Below are 21899 nucleotides of genomic sequence, written 5' to 3'. Positions count from 1 at the left end.
GCGCATTGCGGCCGGTAATCACGTGGCCGCCATTCTTTCGAGAGGGAATCCCATGCGGATGGACAAACTGACTTCGCGCTTCCAGCAGGCGCTGGCCGATGCGCAGTCGCTCGCGATCGGCCGCGACCACAGCGTGATCGAACCCGTGCACCTGATGACCGCGCTGCTCGAACAGAGCGGCGGCAGCACGCGTCCGTTGCTGGCGCAGGCCGGCGTCAACGTGCCGCTGCTGCGCGAACGCCTCGGCGAAGCGCTGGAGAAGCTGCCCAAGGTTACCGGCCAGGCCGGGCAGATCAGCGTCGGCAACGACCTTGCGCGCCTGCTCAACGTGACCGACAAGCTGGCCCAGCAGCGCGGCGATGCCTTCATCGCCAGCGAGCTGTTCGTGCTGGCCGCACTGGACGACAGCGGCGAACTCGGACGCGCGCTCAAGGCCGCCGGCGCCGACAAGCGCAAACTGGAAGCGGCGATCGAGAAGATCCGCGGAGGCGAGAGCGTGCAATCCGAGAATGCCGAGGACCAGCGCCAGGCGCTGGAGAAGTACACCATCGACCTCACCGCGCGTGCGGAGAACGGCAAGCTCGATCCGGTCATCGGCCGCGACGAGGAGATCCGCCGCACCATCCAGGTGCTGCAGCGGCGCACCAAGAACAACCCGGTGCTGATCGGCGAACCCGGCGTGGGCAAGACGGCGATCGTCGAAGGCCTCGCCCAGCGCATCATCAACGGGGAAGTGCCCGAAGGCCTGCGCGGCAAGCGCGTGCTCTCGCTCGACATGGGCGCGCTGATCGCAGGTGCGAAGTTCCGCGGCGAGTTCGAGGAACGCCTCAAGGCGGTGCTCAACGACCTGGCCAAGAACGAAGGCCAGATCATCCTGTTCATCGATGAACTGCACACGATGGTCGGCGCCGGCAAGGCCGAGGGCGCGATGGATGCGGGCAACATGCTCAAGCCCGCACTCGCGCGCGGCGAGCTGCACTGCATCGGCGCGACCACGCTCGACGAATACCGCCAGTACATCGAGAAGGACGCTGCACTCGAACGCCGCTTCCAGAAGGTGTTCGTCGGCGAACCGAGCGTGGAGGACACCATCGCCATCCTGCGCGGCCTGAAGGAGAAGTACGCAGTCCACCACGGCGTGGAGATCACCGATCCGGCGATCGTCGCGGCGGCGACGCTGTCGCACCGCTACATCAGCGACCGCCAGTTGCCCGACAAGGCCATCGATCTGATGGACGAAGCGGCCTCGCGCATCCGCATGGAGATCGACTCCAAGCCGGAAGAACTGGACCGAAAGGAACGCCGCCTCATCCAGCTCAAGATCCAGCGCGAGGCGCTGAAGAAGGAGAAGGACGCCGAATCGAAGCAGCGCCTGGCCGACCTGGAAGCCGAGATCGCGAAGCTCGAACGCGAGTTCAACGACCTTGAGGAAGTGTGGAAGGCCGAGAAGGCCACGCTGCAGGGCGCGACGAAGATCAAGGAGCAGATCGAGCAGGCCAAGCTCGAACTGGAAGCTGCGCAGCGCCGGCAGGATTTCGCGAAGATGAGCGAGATCCAGTACGGCCGCCTGCCGGAGCTGGAAAAGCAGCTCAAGGCCGCGCAGGAAGCCGAAACCAAGGGCTTCACGCTGCTGCAGGACAAGGTCACGGCGGAGGAGATCGCCGAAGTCGTCGCGCGTTGGACCGGCATCCCGGTCGCGAAGATGCTCGAAGGCGAGCGCGAGAAGCTGCTGCGCATGGAAGACGAACTGCACGTGCGCGTGGTCGGCCAGGAAGAGGCGATCAAGGTCGTGTCCGATGCGGTGCGCCGTTCGCGCGCGGGCCTGTCCGACCCGAACCGCCCGTCCGGTTCGTTCCTGTTCCTGGGCCCGACCGGCGTGGGCAAGACCGAGCTGTGCAAGGCGCTGGCCGATTTCCTGTTCGACTCATCCGACGCGATGGTGCGCATCGACATGAGCGAGTTCATGGAGAAGCACTCGGTGAGCCGACTCGTCGGCGCGCCTCCGGGCTACGTCGGCTACGAGGAAGGCGGTTATCTCACCGAGGCCGTGCGTCGTCGTCCGTACAGCGTGATCCTGCTGGACGAAGTGGAGAAGGCGCATCCGGATGTGTTCAACATCCTGTTGCAGGTGCTCGACGACGGCCGCCTCACCGACGGCCAGGGCCGCACGGTGGACTTCCGCAACACGGTCATCGTGATGACGAGCAACCTCGGCAGCCAGATGATCCAGGAAATGTTCGATCGGAGCGGGTCCGGCAACGATTCGCCACAGGCCTACCTGCAGATGAAGGCCGCCGTGATGGGCGTAGTGCAGACGCACTTCCGTCCGGAGTTCATCAACCGGCTCGACGACATCGTCGTGTTCCATCCGCTGGACAAGGCGCAGATCCGCCAGATCGCGCGCATCCAGATCCGTGGGCTGGAAAAGCGCCTGTCCGAGCGTGGCCTCAAGCTGGATCTGTCCGAGGATGCGCTGACGTTGCTGGGCAACGTCGGTTTCGATCCGGTGTACGGCGCGCGTCCGCTCAAGCGCGCGATCCAGCAGCAGCTGGAGAATCCGCTCGCGCAGAAGATCCTGGGCGGCGAGTTCGCCAACGGCGATACGGTCAGGGTCGACGCCGACGGCGGGCAACTGGTGTTCCGCAAGGACTGAAGTCGCCGTGTAGCGTGCCCCCTCTCCCTGGCCGCCTGCGGCGGCCTGTCCCTCTCCCGCAAGGGGAGAGGGGGAGCACTGCCGCCGCCTGATATTGTTGCTGTTGTTGTTGCTGTTGCTCCTCCCTTCTCCCCTCGCGGGAGAAGGTGCCCGAAGGGCGGAAGAGGGGCGAGGCGGCCGCATCCTTCTCGTGAGGGACGAGGTCTTCTACGCGTCTCGTTCGGCCGTCCCGAGCCGCGCTTCCAGCTCGGCGATGCGCGCTTCCAGCATCGCGACGCGTTCCTCCAGTGCGGAGGAAGAGGCGGCGCGCGGCGTTGCGGCGCCCGCGCTCGCCGGCGGCAAGGCCGGTTCGCCGCTGAGCAGGTGCGCATGGCGCGTCTCGCGCTGTCCGCTCTGGCGCGGCAACTCGCGCACCAGCGCCGGTTCGCGTTGTGCCAGTCGCTCCAGCGCGTACTGCACGTCTTCGGCGCCGTCGAAGCGAGCCATGCGATCGCTGCGCGAGAGCAGTTCGTACGCCGTCTGCGGACCGCGCAGCATCAGCAACGCGAGCAGCGCCGCCTGTGGGCGGGTGACGCCGAGCATGGTGGCGAAGCGATGTTCGTAGCGTTCGGAACGGCCGCTGTGCTGCGATTTCACCCAGCCGCGCGTTTCGAGCTGGCGCAGCGCGTGCGCCACTTCGCCGGGATCGAACTGCATCACCGGCTCGCGCGAGGTCTTCTGGTTGCAGGCCAGCACGATCGCGTTGACCGTCAACGGATACACGTCGGGCGTGGTCGCTTCCTTTTCGACCAGGCTGGCGATGATGCGCGCTTCGATGGGGGAGAGGCGGGCGGCGCTTTCGGGAGTGCTTTCGCTCATGGCGGTTCCGGATCAGGCCGTCGCTGGCGGCAGGTGGCGCGAACCGCGGTACGTCGGCGTCGCCATCACCATCTCGGCGAGGCTGTGGGCAAGTTCGCGCTCGGCCATGACCGCACCGTCCGCGCCGTGATCGAGCAGGTGTTTCACTTCGGCATCGCTGTGGGCGCGCGCGACGATGGTCAGCTTCGGGTTGATTTCGCGCAGCTTGGCGATGATCTCGCCGGCCTCCAGCGCATTCGGGATCGCGAGCATCACCGTGTTCGCACGCTCCGGTGCGGCCTCGCGCAGCACGCGCTCATTGGCGGCGTTGCCGCGGATCGCCGGGATGCCGGCGGCGCGCGCCCGCGCGACGAGGTCTTCCTCGCCGTCGATCACGACCAGGCCGACGCCGCGCTCGCGCAACAGGCGGCCGAGCTCGCTGCCGACGCGTCCATAGCCGATCTGGATCACGTGGTCGTGCAGGTCCGGCGGGATCGGCGGGTAGATGTGCTCTTCGGGCGCCGGTTCGCGATTGGCCTGCTCGCGCGCCTCGCGACGGTCGAGCCACGCGAACAGCAGCGGGTTGACGATGATCGACAGCAGAGCGCCGGCCAGGACCAGGTCCTGGCCTTCTTTCGGCAGGACTTCCAGGCTCACGCCGAGGCCGGCGAGGATGAAGGAGAACTCGCCGATCTGCGCCAGGCTGGCCGAGATCAGCAGCGCGGTGGAATTGGGCTTGCCGAACGCTCGCACGATCGCGTATGCCGCGACCGACTTGCCGAACACGATGATGAAGAAAGTCGCCAGCACCTGCAGCGGGCGCTCGACCAGGATCATCGGATCGAACAGCATGCCGACCGAGACGAAGAACAGCACCGCGAACGCATCGCGCAGCGGCAGCGTCTCGTTCGCAGCCTGGTGGCTGAACTCCGATTCGTTGAGCAGCATGCCGGCGAAGAACGCACCGAGCGCGAACGACACGTCGAACAGCGCCGCCGAACCGAACGCCACGCCCAGCGCGATGGCGAGCACGCACAGCGTGAACAGCTCGCGCGAACCGGTGCCGGCCACGCGTTCGAGGATCCACGGGATGACGCGACGACCGACGATCAGCATCAGCGCGACGAACGCGCCGACCTTGGCGAAGGTCTTGAACAACGCCTCCCAGACTTCGGCCGCACTGCTTTCCTCGCCGCCGCCGCCGAGCAGGCCCGCGAGCGCAGGCAGCAGCACCAGCGCCAGCACCATCGCGAGGTCTTCGACGATCAGCCAGCCGACCGCGATCCGGCCGCGCCCGGTTTCCACCAGTCGCCGTTCCTCCAGTGCGCGCAGCAGCACCACGGTACTGGCGACCGACAGCGACAGACCGAACACCAGCCCCGCGCCGTGCGACCAGCCCAACAGCAGCGCCATGCCCCAGCCGAGTGCCGTCGCCAGCGCGATCTGCGCCACCGCGCCGGGCAGCGCGATGGCTTTCACGGCAAGCAGATCCCGCATCGAGAAATGCAGGCCGACGCCAAACATCAACAGGATGACGCCGATCTCCGCCAACTGCGGTGCGAGCGTCTGATCCCCGACGAATCCGGGTGTGAAGGGTCCGGCGACGACGCCGGCCAGCAGGTAGCCCACCAGCGGCGACAACCGCAGCCGCTGGGCCAACGCGCCGAAGATGAAAGCCAGCACGAAGCCGGCCACCAGGATTGCGATCAGGGACGTGTGATGCATCGGCTCTCCAGAGGTGATCCTGTTCAGGATGTGGGCCGAGGGTGGCCGATGCAACCCTTGATCGGGCTGGGGGCCGGTCGCGCCAGATTGCGTCAGGTCGCGTAAAACGCAGGTCAGGGCCTGCGCAGGGACCGACAACCGATAGACTACGCGGCCTGTTTTGCCGTTTTCCGGGCCCGATCGTGATTTCTTTCCGCAATTTCGCCCTGCGCCGGGGCGAGCGCCTGCTGCTGTCCAACGTCGACCTCTCGCTGCATGCGGGCTGGCGCCTGGGCGTGATCGGCCGCAACGGCACTGGCAAATCCTCGTTGTTCGCCGCGATCCAGGGCGAAGTCGAGGCCGACCAGGGCGACATCGACGTGCCCACGCGCGTGCGCATCGCCAGCGTCGCCCAGGAAACGCCGGCATTGGATGACCCTGCGCTGGATTTCGTGCTGTCGGGCGATGCGGCCGTGCACGCGGCCATCGTCGCCGAGCGCGACGCAATGGCGCGGGAGGACTGGGAAGCGGTGGCGGAAGCACACCATCGCCTGGAGGAGCTCGGCGGCTACGACGCCACTGCGCGCGCCGGCAAGCTGATGCACGGCCTGGGCTTCTCGCCGGACACGCACGAACGCGCGGTCAAGGAATTCTCCGGCGGCTGGCGCGTGCGCCTGAACCTCGCGCGCGCGCTGATGACGCCGAGCGATCTGCTGCTGCTCGACGAACCGACCAACCACCTCGACCTCGACGCGGTGCTGTGGCTGGAGCAGTGGTTGCTGAAGTATCCCGGCACGCTGCTGCTGATCTCGCACGACCGCGAGTTCCTCGACGAAGTCACCACCCACACGCTGCATCTGCACGACGGCAAGGCGCGGCTCTACACGGGCGACTACACGGCCTTCGAGCGACAGCGCGCCGAGCACCTGCGCCTGCAGCAGATCACGCACGAGAAGGTGCAGGCCGAGCGCGCGCACCTGCAGAGCTTCATCGACCGCTTCAGCGCCAGCGCGGCGAAGGCCAAGCAGGCGCAGTCGCGGGTCAAGCGCCTGGCCAAGATGGCCGACACCGAAGCGGTGCGCGTGGAGCGTGCGTTGCGCATCGATTTCCCGGCGCCGGCGAAGCTGCCGCACGCGTTGCTGCGCGTTACCCATGCCGATTGCGGCTATGGCGACCACACCGTGCTGCACCAGATCGCCTTCATCCTCGAAGCCGGCGATCGCGTCGCCCTGCTCGGACCCAACGGCGCCGGCAAATCGACGCTGGTGAAATCGCTGGTCGGCGAATTGCCGTTGTTGAGCGGCGAACGTGGCGGCCATCCCGACCTGCGCATCGGCTACTTCGCGCAGCACACGGTGGAGGCGCTGCGTGAAGGCACGACGGCCATCGACCACCTGGCCGACATCGCGCCCGGCGTGGCAACGCAGCAGTTGCGCGACTTCCTCGGCAAGTGGAACTTCCCGGGCGATCGAGCGTTCGAGAAGGTCGACGTCTTCTCCGGTGGCGAACGCGCGCGCCTGGCGCTGGCGCTGATCGCGTGGCGCAAGCCGAACGTGCTGCTGCTCGACGAACCGACCAACCACCTCGACCTCGACATGCGCGAGGCGCTGGCCGAGGCGCTGAGCGTGTTCGAAGGCGCCATCGTGCTGGTCAGCCACGATCGACATCTCATCGGTCTTGTCTGCGACAGCTTCTGGCGCGTCGCCGACGGCGTTGCGCAACCCTTCGACGGCGACCTCGATGCCTACGCGGTCTGGCTGCGCGCGCGCGACAACAGCGCGGACAAGCCGAAGGCGCCGGTTGCCGCCGCGCCGGCGAAGCCCGTGCCGAAGGCGTCCAAGGTCAACGCGCACAAGCTCTCGCAGGCCGAAGCGCGCGTGGCCGAGCTGGAATCGAAACTGCACACGATCGACATGGACCTCGCCGATCCCGACCGTTATGCCGGTGGCGGCACCGATGCGGCGGAACTGTCGCGCAAGCGCGAACAGGTCGCCGCGCAGCTCGCGGAAGCCGAAGAAGCGTTGCTGGCGCTGTACGACGGGAGCTGACGCCCGCGCATCGCGTCAGGCGGGTGCGACCGCGTCCAGCGCGATGCGCTCGCCGAGCATGGCGCGACCTTCGATCGCGACGGCGACCGGTTCGCCGTTCGCGACGTCCACTTCCACGTCGAGGAATCCGCCGCGACCCTCGCCCGTCTGCTGGCGCGCGCGGAAACGCAGCAGCGTGTCGTCGATGGCGATCAATCCGTGGCGCACGAGATACGCGCCAAGCGGGCCGTTCGCGTTGCCGGTGACCGGGTCTTCGTCGATGCCGATGCCCGGCGCGAACATGCGGCCGTGCGCGAGTGCGTCGTCGCCGGGTTCCGTATCGAGGGTGAACACGAAATAGCCGCGCGTGCCCGCACGTTCGTCCAGTGCGGCGAGGCGGCGCATGTCCGGATGCAGCGCGCGCAGTCGTGTGCGGCTGCGGATCGGCACCAGCAGCTTGCCGTGGCCGGTGCTGACGAACTGCACCGGGCCGCGCGGATCGAAGTCGTCGTCCGCAAGGCCGAGGGTGTCGGCGAGTTCGCGCACCAGCGCGGGTGCCAGCGGCGGCGCGAACGTCGGCGGGTTCTGCTGCATGCGAACCACCGTCTCGCCGTTGCGTTGCGAGGTTTCCACGCGCTGGATCCCGGCGCCGGTGAGTTGGCGGCGCATGCCCGACGACGCGCCTTCGAGTGCCAGCGCGTAGTGCGCGCCCACCGTGGCATGGCCGCACACCGGCACTTCCACCGACGGCGTGAAGTAGCGGATGTGCAGGTCGTGATCGTCCGCGCGTGCCGGCAGGACGAACGCGGTTTCGGAAAATCCCAGCCGGTGCGCGATCGCCTGCATGTGCGCTTCGTCCAGTCCGTGGGCGTTGGTGACCACGCCGGCGGCGTTGCCCTGTCCACGTTGCGTGGTGAAGGCGTCGATGCGGTAGGCGCGCAGATCGGTCATGCGCCGGACTCCGATGGGGGAGGGCGCAGTGTAGTGCGCGGCTGGAAGGTCGGATCCTGCGGGTCGCGAGCGTCGGGCGCCAGCTGAACGCGCCTGCTCGACGCGCCTGATCGGGCGGCTGCTTGAAATGGCGCGGTTTGCCGCCAGAATGCCGGCCTGACTTCGCAACCCCCGCGTGCCATGCCGATCTACGCCTTCGAGTGCGCCGCCTGCGGCCACGCCTTCGACCGTCTGCAGAAGTTGTCCGACGCCGATCCGGTCCAGTGCCCCGCGTGCGGCGAGCCGCAGGTGCGCCGCCAGGTGACCGCGCCGCAGTTCCGCCTCTCCGGCGGCGGCTGGTACGAGACCGACTTCAAGAAGGACGGCGACAAGAAGCGCAATCTCGCCGGAGACGGCGGGGCCAAGCCCGCCGAGAGCAAGCCGGCGGAGAGCAAGCCCGCGGAAAAGAAGGCCGATCCGCCGGCCAAGGCGTGAATCGACCGGATTGGGTAAGTGGGGTCAGGTGCCCGCGCGCATGAACACCGCGGCGCAGCCCCCATCCACCCAGACCGCGCCTTCGCGCCAGCCCCAGGTGCGGTTTTCCACGCAGCGCGTGCCGGCGGTTTCGCGCGACAGCTGGACCGGTCCGCGGAACGGCGTGCGGCATTCGCGGTAACCCCCGCCCTGTGCGTCGCACAGCAATGCGTGCGGCGAGGCCGGGAAATCGAGCTCGGCGGGAACCGGTAGCGGCTCGGCGGCCTGCTGCGGGTCGACGATGGTCAAACCCACGCGCATCTGCCCCGACGACGTCCCCGCGCGCACCGCCTCGCTGTGGCCTGCCGCCAACAGCAGCAAGGCCAGGCTCAATCCCCAGGATGCGTGCTTCAAGGGTGCCGTCATGGTGCCGATATCTCCTCGTGATGCCGCAGGACTCAGATCGGGACCGCGGTCGGCGCAACGCCGGTTTCCGGGTCTCGCCTCTGCATCGGCCGCCTGCAGGAAAACTTGAGGACTTTTTTCGGGTTTCTTCCGGACGGGTTCCGGACGTGGTCGCAGCCGCCCTTCCGGGCATTCCAGCGGGACGGCCATGCGGATCGGGCGGTCCCTTCGCGCTCTTATAGGCGCGTGCCCGTCAAGGCGGCGTCTGCCCGCGCGGTCGTGCGCATGGGCAGGGGGCGGGGCGCTCGCTAGAATGCCCAGTTCTCCGGCCCGACAGCCGGACCGTTGCGATTTCCGGAGCCCCCATGCGTACCCACTTCTGCGGCCTCGTCGATGAGGCCCTGATCGGCCAGACCGTCACCCTGTGCGGCTGGGCCGACGTCGCCCGCAACCTCGGCGGCCTGTGCTTCATCGACCTGCGCGACCACGAGGGCATCGTCCAGATCGTGGCCGAGCCGACGACCGACCCGGTGCTGGGCGCGGGCGAGGCCAATGCCGCCGTGCTCGCGACCGCCGCCCAGGTGGGTTACGAGGACTGCCTGCGCATCACCGGCGTGGTGCGCAAGCGCGAGTCGGTCAACAACAAGATCAAGACCGGCCAGGTCGAAGTGGTCGCGACGAAGATCGAGGTGCTGAACAAGGCCGAGCCGCTGCCGTTCCACGCCCACGAGAACCCGGGCGAGGACATCCGGTTGCAGTACCGCTACCTCGACCTGCGCACGCCGGAAATGCAGCGCAAGATGCGCACGCGCATCAAGCTGGTGCAGGCGCTGCGTCGCCATCTCGACGCGCGCGGTTTCCAGGACATCGAGACGCCGATCCTCACCAAGGCCACGCCGGAAGGCGCGCGCGACTTCCTGGTGCCGGCGCGCATGCATCCGGGCGAGTTCTACGCGCTGCCGCAGTCGCCGCAGCTGTTCAAGCAGATCCTGATGATGGCCGGCTTCGACCGCTACTACCAGATCGCGCGCTGCTTCCGCGACGAGGCGCTGCGCGCTGATCGCCAGCTGGAGTTCACCCAGCTCGACATGGAGTTCGCGTGGGTGTCCGAGCGCGACGTGCAGGACATGACCGAGGAGATGATCCGCTCGGTGTTCCGCGAAGTGATGGGCGTCGAGCTGGCCAATCCGTTCCCGCGCATGACCTACGCCGAAGCGATGCGTCGCTACGGTTCGGACAAGCCGGACCTGCGCATCGCGATGGAGTTCACCGACATCGCCGATCTGGTGAAGGCTTGCGAGTTCAAGGTCTTCACCGACTGGGCCAACCATGAGGATGGCCGCGTCGTTGCGCTGCGCGTGCCGGGCGCGGCGACGCTCAGCCGCAAGCAGATCGACGACTACGCCGCCCACGCCGCCAAGTTCGGCGCCAAGGGCCTGGCGTGGATGAAGGTCGAGGACGCGGCGAAGGGCCGCGACGGCATCAACTCGCCGATCGCCAAGTTCCTCGACGACGCCACGCTGGCGGCGATCGTGTCCGCCACCGGTGCGACCACGGGCGATGCGATCTTCTTCGGTGCGGCCACGTACAAGTCGGCCAGCGATTTCATGGGCGCGCTGCGCCTGAAGCTGGGCAAGGACCTGGGCCAGGTCGCCGAAGGCTGGGCGCCGCTGTGGGTCACCGACTTCCCGATGTTCGAGTGGGACGACGAAGACCAGCGCTACGTCGCCCTGCATCACCCCTTCACCGCGCCGGCGGTGGACGACATCGCCGACCTGCGCGCTAACGCGAAGACCGCGGTGTCGCGCGGCTACGACATGGTGCTCAACGGCAACGAGATCGGCGGCGGTTCGATCCGCATCCACAGCTCGGCGATGCAGAGCGCGGTGTTCGAGCTGCTCGGCATCGGCGCGGAAGAGGCCGAAGGCAAGTTCGGCTTCCTGCTCGACGCGCTGCGTTTCGGCGCGCCGCCGCACGGCGGCATCGCGTTCGGCATCGACCGCATCGCCGCGCTGATGGCCGGTACGGAGTCGATCCGTGACGTGATCGCGTTCCCCAAGACCACCACTGCGCAGTGCCTGATGACCGGCGCGCCGTCGCCGGTGCCGGACGCGCAGCTGGCGGAAGTGCATGTGATGGTTCGTCCCAAGGCTTGATCGAAAGGAAAAGCAAAGCAATGACCGAGAACACGTTTGCCCTGCAGTGGGAAAAGCTAACCAATGAAGGCGCCGATGCCGGCCTGGTGACCGAACGCGCGCGCGTCTTCGGCGGCTGGCTGGTTCGCGTGGGCACCTCGCCCGCCGCGATGGCCCTGACCTTCGTGCCCGATGGCCAGTTCCGCTGGGACGGCGAGGACTTCGGCGAAGAGGACTACGAGGAAGAGGAAGAAGGCGAGGACGACGAGGAATACGAAGAGGACGAGGAGTCCGAGGAAGACGACGAGGAAGTCGAGGAAGACGAGTAATCATGGAACTGCGCCGCGCTTCGCCGGCCGACGCCGCGACGCTGTCGGCGCTGTCCGTGGCATGTTTCACCCAGACCTTCGGCCATCTGTATCCGCCGCAGGATCTGCAGGCCTTCCTCGCGGAGGCCTACGCGATCGACGCCTGGGCGCAGTTGCTGGCCGATGCCGGCTACGCGACCTGGCTGATCGAGGACGACGGCGCGGCGGTGGGCTATGCCACCGCCGGCGCCTGCAGCCTTCCGCATGACGAGGTGCAACCCGGCGACGGTGAGCTCAAGCGCCTGTACGTGTTGCACGGCCACCAGAACGGTGGTTGGGGTGGACGCCTGTTCGACGCCGCGATGCAGTGGCTCGAACGCGATGGCCCACGCACGCTGTGGATCGGCGTGTGGAGCGAGAACTTCGGCGCACAGCGCTTCTACGCGCGGCATGGTTTCGAGCGCGTCGGCGCGTACGACTTCGTCGTCGGCGACACGCGCGACCACGAGTTCATCCTGCGGCGCGCGCCGACCCGCTGACGCTGCATCCCGTTCGGCGTGCGAGTGAGGCAACATCGCCGCATGAATGAGCGCGTGATCCTGCTCCACGGTCTGTGGATGCCCCGGTTGTCGATGCATTGGCTGGCCCGGCGTCTACGCGCGGTGGGCTTCGCGACGGAAATCTTCGGCTACGCCACCGTCGCTGGCGGACCCGATGCGGCCGTGCCGCGACTGGCCCGCCACCTGGGCGACCGTCCTGCCCATCTGTTGGCGCACAGCCTGGGCGGACTGGTCGCCCTTACCGCGCTCGAACGAAATCCAGATCTGCCGGTGTCCCGCGTGGTGTGCCTCGGCTCGCCGCTGTGCGGGAGCGGGGCGGCGGCGGGCTTGGCCGGATACGCCTGGAGTGCGGCTTCGCTGGGCCGCAGCGCCGATCTGCTGCGACAGGGCTGCGGACCGTGGCACGGCGCGGCCGAGGTCGGCGTGGTCGCCGGCAGCACGCCGCTCGGGCTGGGCCGCTATTTCGGCCGTTTCGCCGGGGCCAACGACGGCACCGTGGCCGTGGACGAGACACGTCTGCCGGGCCTGGCCGACCACACCATCGTCGCGACCAGCCATACCGGCCTGCTGCTCTCGCCGGAGGTGGCCCGGCAGGCGGTTTCGTTCTTCCGACACGGCCGTTTCGATCCGGCAGGCGCGAACGGTCCAATCGAGTAAAATTGCCGGCTTCGACAAGCTCCATCCGGACGAATCATGGGCAGAGGTCCTTCCATCGAGGCCCGCAAGAACGCGGTCGACGCGCAGCGCGGCAAGATCTTCACCAAGGTGATCCGTGAGATCGGCGTGGCCGCGCGCAGCGGCGGCGGCGATCCCAACGGCAATCCGCGCCTGCGCGCCGCGATCGACAAGGGCCTCGCGGTCAACATGTCCAAGGACGTGATCGAGCGCGCCATCAAGAAGGCCACCGGCGAGCTGGAAGGCGTCAGCTACGAGGAAATCCGCTACGAGGGCTACGCCCCCGGTGGCGTGGCCGTGATCGTGGACTGCCTGACCGACAACAAGGTCCGCACCGTGGCCGACGTGCGCCACGCGTTCGGCAAGTTCGGCGGCAACCTCGGCACCGACGGCTCGGTGTCCTTCATGTTCAAGAAACTCGGCGTGCTGTCCTTCGCGGCCGGCGTGGACGAGGACAGGATCACCGAGCTCGCCATCGATGCCGGCGCCGACGACGTGGTGGTCTACGACGACGGCGCGATCGACGTGGTCACCGCGCCGGACGCGTTCGAGGCGGTCAAGGCCGCGATGGACGCCGCCGGCCTCAAGGCGGACATCGCCGAGGTGACCCTGCGCGCCGACAACGACATCGCCGTCAGCGGCGAGACCGCGCAGCAGGTGGTCAAGCTGCTGCGCTGGCTGGAGGACATGGACGACGTCCAGAACGTGTATTCCAACGCCGACCTCGGCGAGGACGCCTACGCCTGAGCGAATGGCGTAGGCTGATCACGTGATCCGAATCCTGGGTATCGACCCTGGCTCCCAGCGCACCGGCATCGGCGTCATCGACGTCGCCGCCGACGGGCGCTGCACCTACGTGCACGCGCAGGCGCTGAAGCTGCTCGACGCGGAGGACTTTCCTTCGCGTCTGGGCCTGCTGTGCGAAGGGCTGGAAGCGCTGCTGGACGAATGGCAGCCGCAGCAGGTCGCGATCGAGACGGTCTTCATGGACAAGTCGGCGACCTCGGCGCTGAAGCTCGGCCACGCCCGCGGCGCGGCCCTGGCGACGGTGGTGCGTCGGCGCATTCCCATCAGCGAGTACCCGCCGCGCGTGATCAAGCAGTCCCTCGTCGGGCGCGGTGCCGCCGACAAGCAGCAGGTCCAGCACATGGTGCGGCTGCTGTTGAACCTCCCCGAAGTGAAGTTGCAGGCCGATGCCGCGGATGCGCTCGCGGTCGCACTCACCCATGCCCACATGAGCGCCACCGCGGCGCGAACCGGGCTGTCCACCCATCTGTTGCGGAGACGCGGGGCATGATCGGTCGTTTGAAGGGAATCCTGGTCCTCAAGCAGCCTCCCTGGCTCGTCGTGGACGTCAACGGCGTCGGCTACGAGCTGGAAGCGCCGATGAGCACCTTCTACGACCTGCCCGATCTCGGTCGCGAGATCTCGCTGTTCACCCATTACGCGCAGAAGGAAGACAGCGTTTCGCTGTACGGCTTCCTGCGCGAGGGCGAGCGCCGCCTGTTCCGCGACGTGCAGAAGGTCTCGGGCATCGGCGCGAAGATCGCGCTGGCGGTGCTGTCGGGCGTGTCGGTGGACGAGTTCGCGCGTCTGGTCCAGGCCGGCGACATCACCGCGCTGACGCGCATTCCCGGCATCGGCAAGAAGACCGCCGAGCGCATGGTCGTGGAGCTGCGCGACCGGGCGGCCGACCTCGCCGGTGTCGGTGCGACTCTTTCCAGTCCCGGTGGAGCGCCCGACCCGCAGAGCGAGGCGGTCATCGCCTTGCAACAGCTGGGTTACAAGCCGGCCGAGGCCGTACGCATGGCCCGTGAGGCCACCGCCAGCGGCGACGACGCCGCCGCCATCATCCGCAAAGCGCTAAAGTCCGCGCTTCGTTGAGCCACGGCCGCCTCCGCGCGGCCCCTCGCAGACGCATCCATGTCCACTTCCGTTCCTTCCACTCCCGCCGGCCACGGCCATAGCGGGCACGGCAAGCAAGGCCTGCCGGGCCTGATGGTCGGCGCCATCGGCGTCGTCTTCGGCGATATCGGAACGAGCCCGCTGTACACGCTGAAGGAGGCGTTCTCGCCGCACTTCGCCAAGCAGCTGGGCATGGTCGTCGATCAGGCCACGGTGCTGGGCATGCTGTCGCTGGTGTTCTGGGCGCTGATGATCGTGGTCACGCTGAAGTACGTGACCATCATCATGCGCGCCGACAACCAGGGCGAGGGCGGCATCATGGCGCTGATGGCGCTGGCCCAGCGCACGCTCGCCAAAGGATCGCGATCGGCCTACGTGGTCGGCATCCTCGGCATCTTCGGCGCGTCGCTGTTCTTCGGCGACAGCGTGATCACGCCGGCGATCACCGTGCTCGGCGCGGTGGAAGGCCTGGAAGTCGCCGCACCGGGACTGCACCGTTTCATCGTGCCGCTGTCGGTGGTGATCCTGGTGCTGGTGTTCCTGGCGCAACGCTTCGGCACCGAGAAGGTCGGCCGCGTGTTCGGCCCGGTGATGCTGGTGTGGTTCGCCTCGCTGGCGCTGATCGGCCTGTACAACATCGTCAAGGCGCCGGAGGTGATCCGCGCGCTCAACCCGATGTGGGGCATGCGCTTCTTCGGCGAGCATGGCCTGCTGTCGGTGACGATCCTCGGCGTGGTCGTGCTGGCCGTGACCGGTGGCGAGGCGCTGTACGCCGACATGGGCCACTTCGGCCCGCGTCCGATCCGCCACTCGTGGTATTTCCTGGTCCTGCCGTGCCTCACGCTCAACTATCTGGGGCAGGGCGCGTTCGTGCTGGCGCATCCGGAAGCGGTGAAGAACCCGTTCTTCGAGGCCATACCGCCGTGGGCGCTGTACCCGATGATCGTGCTGGCGACGATGGCCGCGGTGATCGCCTCGCAGGCGGTCATCACCGGTGCGTATTCGGTGGCGCGACAGGCGATGCAGCTGGGCTTCCTGCCGCGCATGCAGATCAAGCACACCTCGCACGAGACGATCGGCCAGATCTACGTCCCGTACATCAACTGGCTGCTGATGGTGACCGTGCTGGTGGTGGTGCTGATGTTCCGCAGCTCCACCGCGCTGGCGACGGCGTACGGCATCTCGGTGTCGGCGACGATGCTGATCGACACCCTGCTGCTGGCGCTGGTGGCGCGCGCGCTGTGGCCGCGCTGGCGCACCTGGGTGCTGCCGCTGTGCCTGGTGTTCTTCGCGGTCGACGTGGGCTTCGTGGTCGCCAACGGCGCCAAGTTCTTCGACGGTGCATGGTTCCCGCTGCTGCTGGGCGTGGTGGTGTTCACCCTGCTGCGCACGTGGCGCCGCGGTCGCGAGCTGCTGCATGAGGAAGTGCGCAAGGAAGGCATCCAGCTCGACAGCTTCCTGCCCGGTCTGATGCTGGCGCCGCCGGTGCGCGTGCCGGGCACGGCGATCTTCATGACCGCCGACAAGGGCGTGGTGCCGCACGCGTTGCTGCACAACCTCAAGCACAATAAGGTGCTGCACGAGCGCAACGTGTTCCTCACCGTGGAAACGTTGAACATCCCGTACGCGCCGAAGGAAAAGCGCCTGAAGATCGAAGCCATCGGCGACGACTTCTACCGCGTGCTGATCCGCTTCGGCTTCATGGAAGTGCCCGACGTCCCGCTGGCGCTGATGCGCTCGTGCGACGCCGGTGGCACCTATTTCGACCCGATGGACACCACGTACTTCGCCAGCCGCGAGACCGTGGTGGCCAGCCGCCACCGCGGCATGCCGATCTGGCGCGATCGCCTGTTCGCATTCATGCACCGCAACGCCGCGCCGGCGACGGGTTTCTTCCGCATTCCGGGCAACCGGCTGGTGGAACTGGGCGCGCAGGTCGAGATCTGACGCGGCCGGGGCGTGCCGCGCGTCGCTGTGAAGGGCCCTGCGCGCGTGCGAACATAGGCCCATGAACGATCAACGCATCATCGCTGCCGGCGCCACGCGCGAGGACGAGGCCATCGAGGCCTCGATCCGCCCGAAGCGGCTGGACGAGTACCTCGGCCAGCAGCCGGTGCGTGAGCAGATGAAGATCTACATCGAGGCCGCCAAGGGCCGTGGCGAGGCGCTCGATCACGTGCTGATCTTCGGCCCGCCCGGACTGGGCAAGACCACGCTGAGCCACGTCATCGCCAACGAGCTGGGCGTGAACCTGCGCCAGACCTCGGGCCCGGTGATCGAGAAGGCAGGCGACCTGGCCGCGTTGCTGACCAATCTGCAGCCGCACGACGTGCTGTTCGTCGACGAGATCCACCGCCTCTCGCCCGCGATCGAGGAAGTGCTGTATCCGGCGATGGAGGACTACCAGATCGACATCATGATCGGCGAAGGCCCGGCCGCGCGCTCGATCAAGCTCGACCTGCCGCCGTTCACGCTGATCGGCGCCACCACGCGCGCCGGCCTGCTGACCGCGCCGCTGCGCGATCGTTTCGGCATCGTCCAGCGACTGGAGTTCTACAACGCGGAAGAGTTGACCCGGATCGTGCGCCGCTCCGCGCAGATCCTCGGCATCGCCTGCGAACCCGAGGGCGCGGCCGAGATCGCGCGCCGTTCGCGCGGCACGCCGCGCATCGCCAACCGCCTCCTGCGCCGCGTGCGCGACTACGCCCAGGTGCGCGCCGATGGCGCCATCACCCGCGAGACCGCGGATGCGGCGATGGCGATGCTCAAGGTCGATCCGGAAGGCTTCGACGAACTCGATCGTCGCCTGATCAACATCATCATCGAGTCCTTCGATGGCGGCCCGGTCGGCGTGGAATCGCTCGCCGCCGCGCTCAGCGAGGAGCGCGGGACGCTGGAGGACGTGATCGAGCCCTACCTGATCCAGCAGGGCTACCTGATCCGCACCGCGCGCGGGCGCATGGCCACGGCCAAGGCCTACCGGCACGTCGGGCTCAAGCCCAAGGCCGCCACCGGCGGGCTTTTCGAGGAGTCTGACCGTGGCGGTTGAGGCGACGTTCAGTTGGCCGACACGCGTCTATTGGGAAGATACGGACGCGGGTGGGGTGGTCTACCACGCGCAGTACCTGGCCTTCCTGGAACGCGCCCGCACCGAATGGATGCGCGCCCAGGGCTACGGCCAGGAACTCCTGCGGCTGCAGCACGATCTGGTGTTCGCAGTGCGTGCGATGCAGCTCGACTTCCTCAAACCGGCGCGACTGGACGATGCGCTGGAAGTGAGCGCGGAGCTGACGGAGTGCCGCCGCGCCAGCGCGGTGTTCTCCCAGGCCATCCGCCGCGGCGACGAGCTGCTGCTGACCGCGCAGGTGCGCGTGGCGGCGCTGGACGCCGGCGGGTTCCGCCCGCGACCGATCCCGTCGCCGCTGTTGGGCGAGCTGAAGGCCCTCGAACGGCCGGCGCTCGAACGGCCGCGGTGACCTGAAGAATTCCAACTTGCAACAAGCCAGACAGTCCCGCGCGACGGGCACGGAGAACCAAGCATGACGCCATTGCTGACCGCGCTGCAGGCCACGACCGTGGAAGCCCTGCCCGAAGAAGCCGCCAACACCGCGGCGCAGGCCACGCAGGCGCTGGCCGCCGGGGCCGCCGACAACAACAGCCTCAACCTGCTGCAGCTGGTCCTGCACGCGAGCATCCCGGTGCAGCTGGTCATGCTGTTGCTGCTGTTCGGTTCGATCGCCTCGTGGGTGATCATCTTCCGCAAGAAGCGCGTGCTCGACCGCGCCGCGCGCGAGGCCGACCAGTTCGAGGAACGCTTCTGGTCCGGCGCCGAGCTGTCCAAGCTCTACGCCGGCGCGACCGAGCGCAATCGCGACATCGGCGGCCTGGAGGCGATCTTCGAAGCGGGCTTCCGCGAGTTCGGCCGCCTGCGCCAGCGTCGTGGTTCCGACAGCCGCATGCAGTTGGAAGGCGCGCAGCGCGCCATGCGCGCGACCGGTTCGCGCGAGGTCGACGGGCTCGAGCACAACCTCGAATTCCTCGCCAACGTCGGTTCGATCAGTCCGTACGTCGGTCTGTTCGGCACGGTGTGGGGAATCATGATTTCGTTCCAGGGCCTGGCCAACATGAAGGAGGCGACCATCGCCACCGTCGCGCCGGGCATCTCCGAAGCGCTGGTCGCCACCGCGATGGGCCTGTTCGCCGCGATCCCGGCCGTGTGGGCCTACAACCGCTTCGCGACCAAGGTCGAGCGGATCGCCGTGCGCTACGACGCGTTCTCGGAAGAGTTCTCGTCGATCCTGCAGCGCCAGGTCGACGAGGTTTAATGCGAGTCCCTCGCAAGAACCCGCACATCCATGTGCGGACTCTTCAACTGCCGCCCTGGTCGCTGACGCGCTGGGCAATCTGAGGAAGGCCATGGCCGGTATCGCCGCGCGTCGCCATCGCAAGCGCAAGCTCAAAGCCGAGATCAACGTCGTTCCGTACATCGACGTGATGCTGGTGCTGCTGATCATCTTCATGGTCACGGCGCCATTGTTGAACCTGGGCGTGGACATCGACCTGCCGCAGTCCAACGCGAAGTCGATCCAGGAGAAGAAGGACCCGATCATCATCAGCGTCGATGCATCAGGTAATTACTTCCTGACCGTCCAGTCCGGCAGCAACGAGGCGGTCACCGCCGAGACGTTGCAGGCGAAGGTGCGCGGCATCGTCGCGCAGAACCCGAACGCCGCGGTGTTCGTCGCCGGCGACGCCAAGGCCAACTACCAGCGCGTGATGGACGCCCTCGTGCTGCTGCAGGCTGCCAACGTCAAGAAAGTCGGCCTGATGAGCCAGCCCGACCAGGCCACGCAGGGCGGTCGCTGATGCGGGAGACGCGCGCCGACACCGCGCAGGCGTTCTTCTGGGCGTTGCTGCTGCATGCACTGCTGTTCGGGGCGATGTTCGTCGGACTGCTGTGGACGCGTGCGACGGCGCCCATTTCCGTGGCCGGTTCGCCCGTGACCGCGGAGCTGATCGACGCCAACGCGTTGTCGCCGGCGATGCGTCGCACGCTGCGCAACCGTCCCGAGCCGGTGACGCCGCCGCCGGAACCCGAGGACGTCGCGCCGCTGCCGCAGCCGTTGCCCGAGCCTGCGCCGCAGGATGCGGTCGCGCCGCCGCAGCAGTCGCCGCAGGATTTCATCCCGGTGCCGGATCGCGAGAACCAGGAAGCCGTGGTCGACGCGCCGACGCCAACGCCGGCCGACGAGAAGAAGGAACAGGACCTCAAGCGCAAGCAGGAGCAGGTCGACCTGACCGAGCAGAAGCGCCAGCAGGAAGTCGAGCAGCAGCGCCGCCTCGCCGCTGAACAGCAGGAGCGCGACCGCAAGCTCGCCGAAATCCGCCGCAAGCGCGAAGCCGCCGCGCGCGAAGTCAGCCAGGCCACGCGCCAGGCCGACCTGGCCGAACAGCGGCTGCGCCAGCTCGCCGACGCCCGCGCCACCCAGGCGACCGGCAGCAGCACCAGCGATGCCAGTCCGCCGCCGGGCAACAACGGTGTCGATGCCAGCCTGCGCGCCCGCTATGCCGCGGCGCTGCAGGAGGCGATCGTCTCCAAGTGGACCCGCCCGGAGAGCATTCCGCTCGGCGCCCGCTGCACGCTGCTGATCCGGCAGCTGCCGGGCGGGCAGGTGATGGACGTGGAGGTCGGCTCGCCGTGCTCGTACGACGAACAGGGCCAGCGCTCGATCGAGGCCGCCGTGCGCAAGGCCCAGCCTTTGCCATATGCCGGCTTCGAGCAGGTTTTTTCCCGCAATCTGACCCTGAATTTCACCGCACAGGACCGCTGAGCCCGCTTCTTTGAGCCGGCGTTCACTTGCTGCTGTTCACACTACAAAGCTGAACGGATTGACCGTCCGACCGACTGGAGTGCCGATGAAACGACCTCTCGCCTGGCTGGCCTGCGCGCTCGCCTTCCTCCTGCCCCTGACCGCCGCAGCCCAGCAGGGGCTCGAGATCGACATCGTCGGCGGCAATGCCGCGGCGCTTCCCATCACGGTCGTGCCGATGCCCTATCAGGGCAGCGCGACCGCGCCGCAGACCGATGTCTCGCAGGTGGTGACCGCGGATCTCGCCCGCTCGGGCCAGTTCCGTCCTCTGCCGCTCAACGACATCGTCGAGAAGCCCACCCGCGGCGGTGAGGTCAACTATCCGACCTGGCGCGCGCTCAACCAGGACTATCTCCTGGTCGGTCGCGTGCTCGATGCCGGCGCCGGCAGCTATCGCGTCGAGTACGAACTGCTCGACGTCGCCAAGCAGCAGCGCCTGCTCGGCTTCGCGCTGACCGCGCGCGCCAACGCGATGCGCGACGTCGCGCACCAGATCTCCGACGCGGTGTACGAGAAGATCACCGGCATCCGCGGCGCGTTCTTCACCCGCATCGCTTACGTCACCGCCACCGGTACCGGCAAGGGCGCGCAGTACGCGCTGATGGTCGCCGACTCCGACGGTTTCAATCCGCAGACCGTGGTGCGCTCGCCCGAGCCGCTGCTGTCGCCGTCGTGGAGCCCGGATGGCAGCCGACTGGCTTATGTCAGCTTCGAAGGCGGCAACTCCTCGATCTACATCCAGAACATCACGTCCGGCAGCCGCGAGCTGATCGCCAAGTACCGCGGCATCAACGGCGCGCCGTCGTTCTCGCCCGACGGTCGCAGGCTGGCGCTGACGCTCTCGCGTAGCGGTAATCCGGAGATCTACGTGATGGACCTGGGCAGCAAGGCGCTGACCCAGCTCACCAACCACTTCAGCATCGATACCGAGCCGACGTGGAGCGCCGACGGCGGCACGATCTACTTCACCTCCGACCGCGGTGGTCGTCCGCAGATCTACTCGGTGCCGTCCACTGGCGGCAGCGCCACGCGCGTGACATTCCAGGGCAGCTACAACGCCACCGCCAGCGTGTCGGCCGACGGCAAGAAGATCGCCACCGCCCAGGGCGCAGGCAACACGTACCGCATCGCGTTGATGGACAGCACGCTGGGTGCTGCGCGCTGGAGCACACTTTCGCCGGGATCCCTCGACGAATCGCCCAGCTTTGCCCCTAATGGCGCAATGATCCTTTATGCTGCGCGCGAGGGCCGCCGGGGCGTGCTCTACGCCGTTTCGTCCGATGCCCGGGTGCGCCAGCGCCTGGTGCTGGCTGATGGGGACGTGCGTGAGCCGGCTTGGGGGCCGTTCCGTTTGCCGCGCTGATATAACGAAAGCGGTGTATCGCACTAGCTGTTTTTCCCCGTACTGTCCCACGC

At 67.8% G+C, this 21899-nt stretch carries 21 protein-coding genes; 17 read left to right on the top strand and 4 right to left on the bottom strand.

Translation table 11 applies throughout. The annotated features are described in order from the left end of the window. Positions 1-52 precede the first annotated feature (52 nt). Positions 53-2653 carry an ATP-dependent chaperone ClpB gene (gene clpB / locus FOF45_RS02905; RefSeq protein ID WP_158982519.1) on the top strand — a complete coding sequence of 867 codons (2601 nt, stop codon included), beginning with the start codon at positions 53-55 and terminating at the stop codon, positions 2651-2653. Between the two features lie 207 nt (positions 2654-2860). Here clpB and FOF45_RS02900 read toward each other — a convergent pair whose 3' ends face one another. Next, complete coding sequence (locus FOF45_RS02900) at positions 2861-3511, bottom strand: YceH family protein (protein WP_158982518.1); 651 nt, start codon at positions 3509-3511, stop codon at positions 2861-2863. 12 nt (positions 3512-3523) lie between these two features. Next, positions 3524-5215, bottom strand: coding sequence for a YbaL family putative K(+) efflux transporter (ybaL, locus tag FOF45_RS02895; protein ID WP_158982517.1), 1692 nt, complete (start codon positions 5213-5215; stop codon positions 3524-3526). 182 nt (positions 5216-5397) lie between these two features. Here ybaL and FOF45_RS02890 point away from each other — a divergent pair, with 182 nt between their 5' ends. Continuing rightward, positions 5398-7242, top strand: a complete 1845-nt coding sequence (locus FOF45_RS02890) for an ABC-F family ATP-binding cassette domain-containing protein (RefSeq protein ID WP_199244422.1) — start codon at positions 5398-5400, stop codon at positions 7240-7242. Between the two features lie 15 nt (positions 7243-7257). Here FOF45_RS02890 and FOF45_RS02885 read toward each other — a convergent pair whose 3' ends face one another. Then, entirely contained in the window at positions 7258-8172 is a 915-nt protein-coding gene (locus FOF45_RS02885; RefSeq protein ID WP_158982516.1) for a PhzF family phenazine biosynthesis isomerase, read from the bottom strand. A 180-nt stretch (positions 8173-8352) separates the two neighbouring features. On the opposite strand from FOF45_RS02885, the gene FOF45_RS02880 reads away from it, so the two are divergent. Continuing rightward, positions 8353-8646, top strand: a complete 294-nt coding sequence (locus FOF45_RS02880) for an FmdB family zinc ribbon protein (RefSeq protein ID WP_158982515.1) — start codon at positions 8353-8355, stop codon at positions 8644-8646. 24 nt (positions 8647-8670) lie between these two features. Here FOF45_RS02880 and FOF45_RS02875 read toward each other — a convergent pair whose 3' ends face one another. Next, positions 8671-9051, bottom strand: a complete 381-nt coding sequence (locus FOF45_RS02875; protein ID WP_158982514.1) for a DUF3011 domain-containing protein — start codon at positions 9049-9051, stop codon at positions 8671-8673. A 344-nt stretch (positions 9052-9395) separates the two neighbouring features. Between FOF45_RS02875 and aspS the strand changes: the two genes are divergently transcribed. The 14 genes from aspS (at position 9396) to tolB (ending at position 21846) form a co-directional block, all read left to right on the top strand. Then, entirely contained in the window at positions 9396-11186 is a 1791-nt protein-coding gene (gene aspS / locus FOF45_RS02870; RefSeq protein ID WP_158982513.1) for an aspartate--tRNA ligase, read from the top strand. Between the two features lie 20 nt (positions 11187-11206). Further along, a complete protein-coding gene (locus FOF45_RS02865) occupies positions 11207-11494 on the top strand; it encodes a DNA primase (protein WP_158982512.1) in 288 nt (95 codons plus the stop codon). Beyond that, entirely contained in the window at positions 11494-12012 is a 519-nt protein-coding gene (locus FOF45_RS02860; RefSeq protein WP_199244531.1) for a GNAT family N-acetyltransferase, read from the top strand. Before FOF45_RS02865 ends, FOF45_RS02860 begins: the two co-directional genes overlap by 1 nt. 42 nt (positions 12013-12054) lie before the next feature. Beyond that, positions 12055-12690 carry a lipase family alpha/beta hydrolase gene (locus FOF45_RS02855; RefSeq protein WP_158982510.1) on the top strand — a complete coding sequence of 212 codons (636 nt, stop codon included), beginning with the start codon at positions 12055-12057 and terminating at the stop codon, positions 12688-12690. A gap of 36 nt (positions 12691-12726) precedes the next feature. Next, positions 12727-13455: a YebC/PmpR family DNA-binding transcriptional regulator gene (locus tag FOF45_RS02850; RefSeq protein ID WP_158982509.1), complete on the top strand. Its 729-nt coding sequence runs from the start codon at positions 12727-12729 to the stop codon at positions 13453-13455. Between the two features lie 22 nt (positions 13456-13477). Further along, positions 13478-14005: a crossover junction endodeoxyribonuclease RuvC gene (ruvC, locus tag FOF45_RS02845; protein WP_158982508.1), complete on the top strand. Its 528-nt coding sequence runs from the start codon at positions 13478-13480 to the stop codon at positions 14003-14005. After that, positions 14002-14592: a Holliday junction branch migration protein RuvA gene (gene ruvA / locus FOF45_RS02840; protein ID WP_158982507.1), complete on the top strand. Its 591-nt coding sequence runs from the start codon at positions 14002-14004 to the stop codon at positions 14590-14592. The genes ruvC and ruvA overlap by 4 nt, the downstream gene beginning before the upstream one ends. Before the next feature lie 39 nt (positions 14593-14631). Continuing rightward, positions 14632-16560: a KUP/HAK/KT family potassium transporter gene (locus FOF45_RS02835; RefSeq protein WP_158982506.1), complete on the top strand. Its 1929-nt coding sequence runs from the start codon at positions 14632-14634 to the stop codon at positions 16558-16560. A 61-nt stretch (positions 16561-16621) separates the two neighbouring features. After that, positions 16622-17662: a Holliday junction branch migration DNA helicase RuvB gene (ruvB, locus tag FOF45_RS02830; protein WP_158982505.1), complete on the top strand. Its 1041-nt coding sequence runs from the start codon at positions 16622-16624 to the stop codon at positions 17660-17662. Continuing rightward, positions 17646-18089, top strand: coding sequence for a tol-pal system-associated acyl-CoA thioesterase (ybgC, locus tag FOF45_RS02825; protein WP_158987161.1), 444 nt, complete (start codon positions 17646-17648; stop codon positions 18087-18089). Before ruvB ends, ybgC begins: the two co-directional genes overlap by 17 nt. A gap of 63 nt (positions 18090-18152) precedes the next feature. After that, entirely contained in the window at positions 18153-18938 is a 786-nt protein-coding gene (gene tolQ / locus FOF45_RS02820) for a protein TolQ (protein ID WP_158982504.1), read from the top strand. A 91-nt stretch (positions 18939-19029) separates the two neighbouring features. Then, the gene (gene tolR / locus FOF45_RS02815) at positions 19030-19479 is read left to right on the top strand and encodes a protein TolR (RefSeq protein WP_158982503.1); all 450 of its coding nucleotides are present in this window, start codon (positions 19030-19032) and stop codon (positions 19477-19479) included. After that, positions 19479-20444, top strand: a complete 966-nt coding sequence (locus FOF45_RS02810) for a cell envelope integrity TolA family protein (protein WP_158982502.1) — start codon at positions 19479-19481, stop codon at positions 20442-20444. Before tolR ends, FOF45_RS02810 begins: the two co-directional genes overlap by 1 nt. Positions 20445-20529: 85 nt before the next feature. Continuing rightward, complete coding sequence (gene tolB, locus FOF45_RS02805) at positions 20530-21846, top strand: Tol-Pal system beta propeller repeat protein TolB (RefSeq protein WP_158982501.1); 1317 nt, start codon at positions 20530-20532, stop codon at positions 21844-21846. The last annotated feature ends 53 nt before the right edge of the window (positions 21847-21899 follow it).

It is taken from the genome of Lysobacter panacisoli (genome assembly GCF_009765165.1).
In the GTDB taxonomy this organism is placed as follows: Bacteria; Pseudomonadota; Gammaproteobacteria; order Xanthomonadales; family Xanthomonadaceae; genus Lysobacter_J; species Lysobacter_J panacisoli.
Note: the sequence above shows the minus strand (reverse complement) of the source record. Positions and strands in the feature narration are given on the sequence as shown.

Bases quoted from the DNA above. Each gene is read 5' to 3' on its own strand.
- clpB (WP_158982519.1), top strand. From the start codon at position 53: ATGCGGATGGACAAACTGACTTCGCGCTTCCAGCAGGCGCTGGCCGAT.
- FOF45_RS02900 (WP_158982518.1), bottom strand. From the start codon at position 3,511: ATGAGCGAAAGCACTCCCGAAAGCGCCGCCCGCCTCTCCCCCATCGAA.
- ybaL (WP_158982517.1), bottom strand. From the start codon at position 5,215: ATGCATCACACGTCCCTGATCGCAATCCTGGTGGCCGGCTTCGTGCTG.
- FOF45_RS02885 (WP_158982516.1), bottom strand. From the start codon at position 8,172: ATGACCGATCTGCGCGCCTACCGCATCGACGCCTTCACCACGCAACGT.
- FOF45_RS02880 (WP_158982515.1), top strand. From the start codon at position 8,353: ATGCCGATCTACGCCTTCGAGTGCGCCGCCTGCGGCCACGCCTTCGAC.
- FOF45_RS02875 (WP_158982514.1), bottom strand. From the start codon at position 9,051: ATGACGGCACCCTTGAAGCACGCATCCTGGGGATTGAGCCTGGCCTTG.
- aspS (WP_158982513.1), top strand. From the start codon at position 9,396: ATGCGTACCCACTTCTGCGGCCTCGTCGATGAGGCCCTGATCGGCCAG.
- FOF45_RS02865 (WP_158982512.1), top strand. From the start codon at position 11,207: ATGACCGAGAACACGTTTGCCCTGCAGTGGGAAAAGCTAACCAATGAA.
- FOF45_RS02855 (WP_158982510.1), top strand. From the start codon at position 12,055: ATGAATGAGCGCGTGATCCTGCTCCACGGTCTGTGGATGCCCCGGTTG.
- FOF45_RS02850 (WP_158982509.1), top strand. From the start codon at position 12,727: ATGGGCAGAGGTCCTTCCATCGAGGCCCGCAAGAACGCGGTCGACGCG.
- ruvA (WP_158982507.1), top strand. From the start codon at position 14,002: ATGATCGGTCGTTTGAAGGGAATCCTGGTCCTCAAGCAGCCTCCCTGG.
- FOF45_RS02835 (WP_158982506.1), top strand. From the start codon at position 14,632: ATGTCCACTTCCGTTCCTTCCACTCCCGCCGGCCACGGCCATAGCGGG.
- ruvB (WP_158982505.1), top strand. From the start codon at position 16,622: ATGAACGATCAACGCATCATCGCTGCCGGCGCCACGCGCGAGGACGAG.
- tolQ (WP_158982504.1), top strand. From the start codon at position 18,153: ATGACGCCATTGCTGACCGCGCTGCAGGCCACGACCGTGGAAGCCCTG.
- tolR (WP_158982503.1), top strand. From the start codon at position 19,030: ATGGCCGGTATCGCCGCGCGTCGCCATCGCAAGCGCAAGCTCAAAGCC.
- FOF45_RS02810 (WP_158982502.1), top strand. From the start codon at position 19,479: ATGCGGGAGACGCGCGCCGACACCGCGCAGGCGTTCTTCTGGGCGTTG.
- tolB (WP_158982501.1), top strand. From the start codon at position 20,530: ATGAAACGACCTCTCGCCTGGCTGGCCTGCGCGCTCGCCTTCCTCCTG.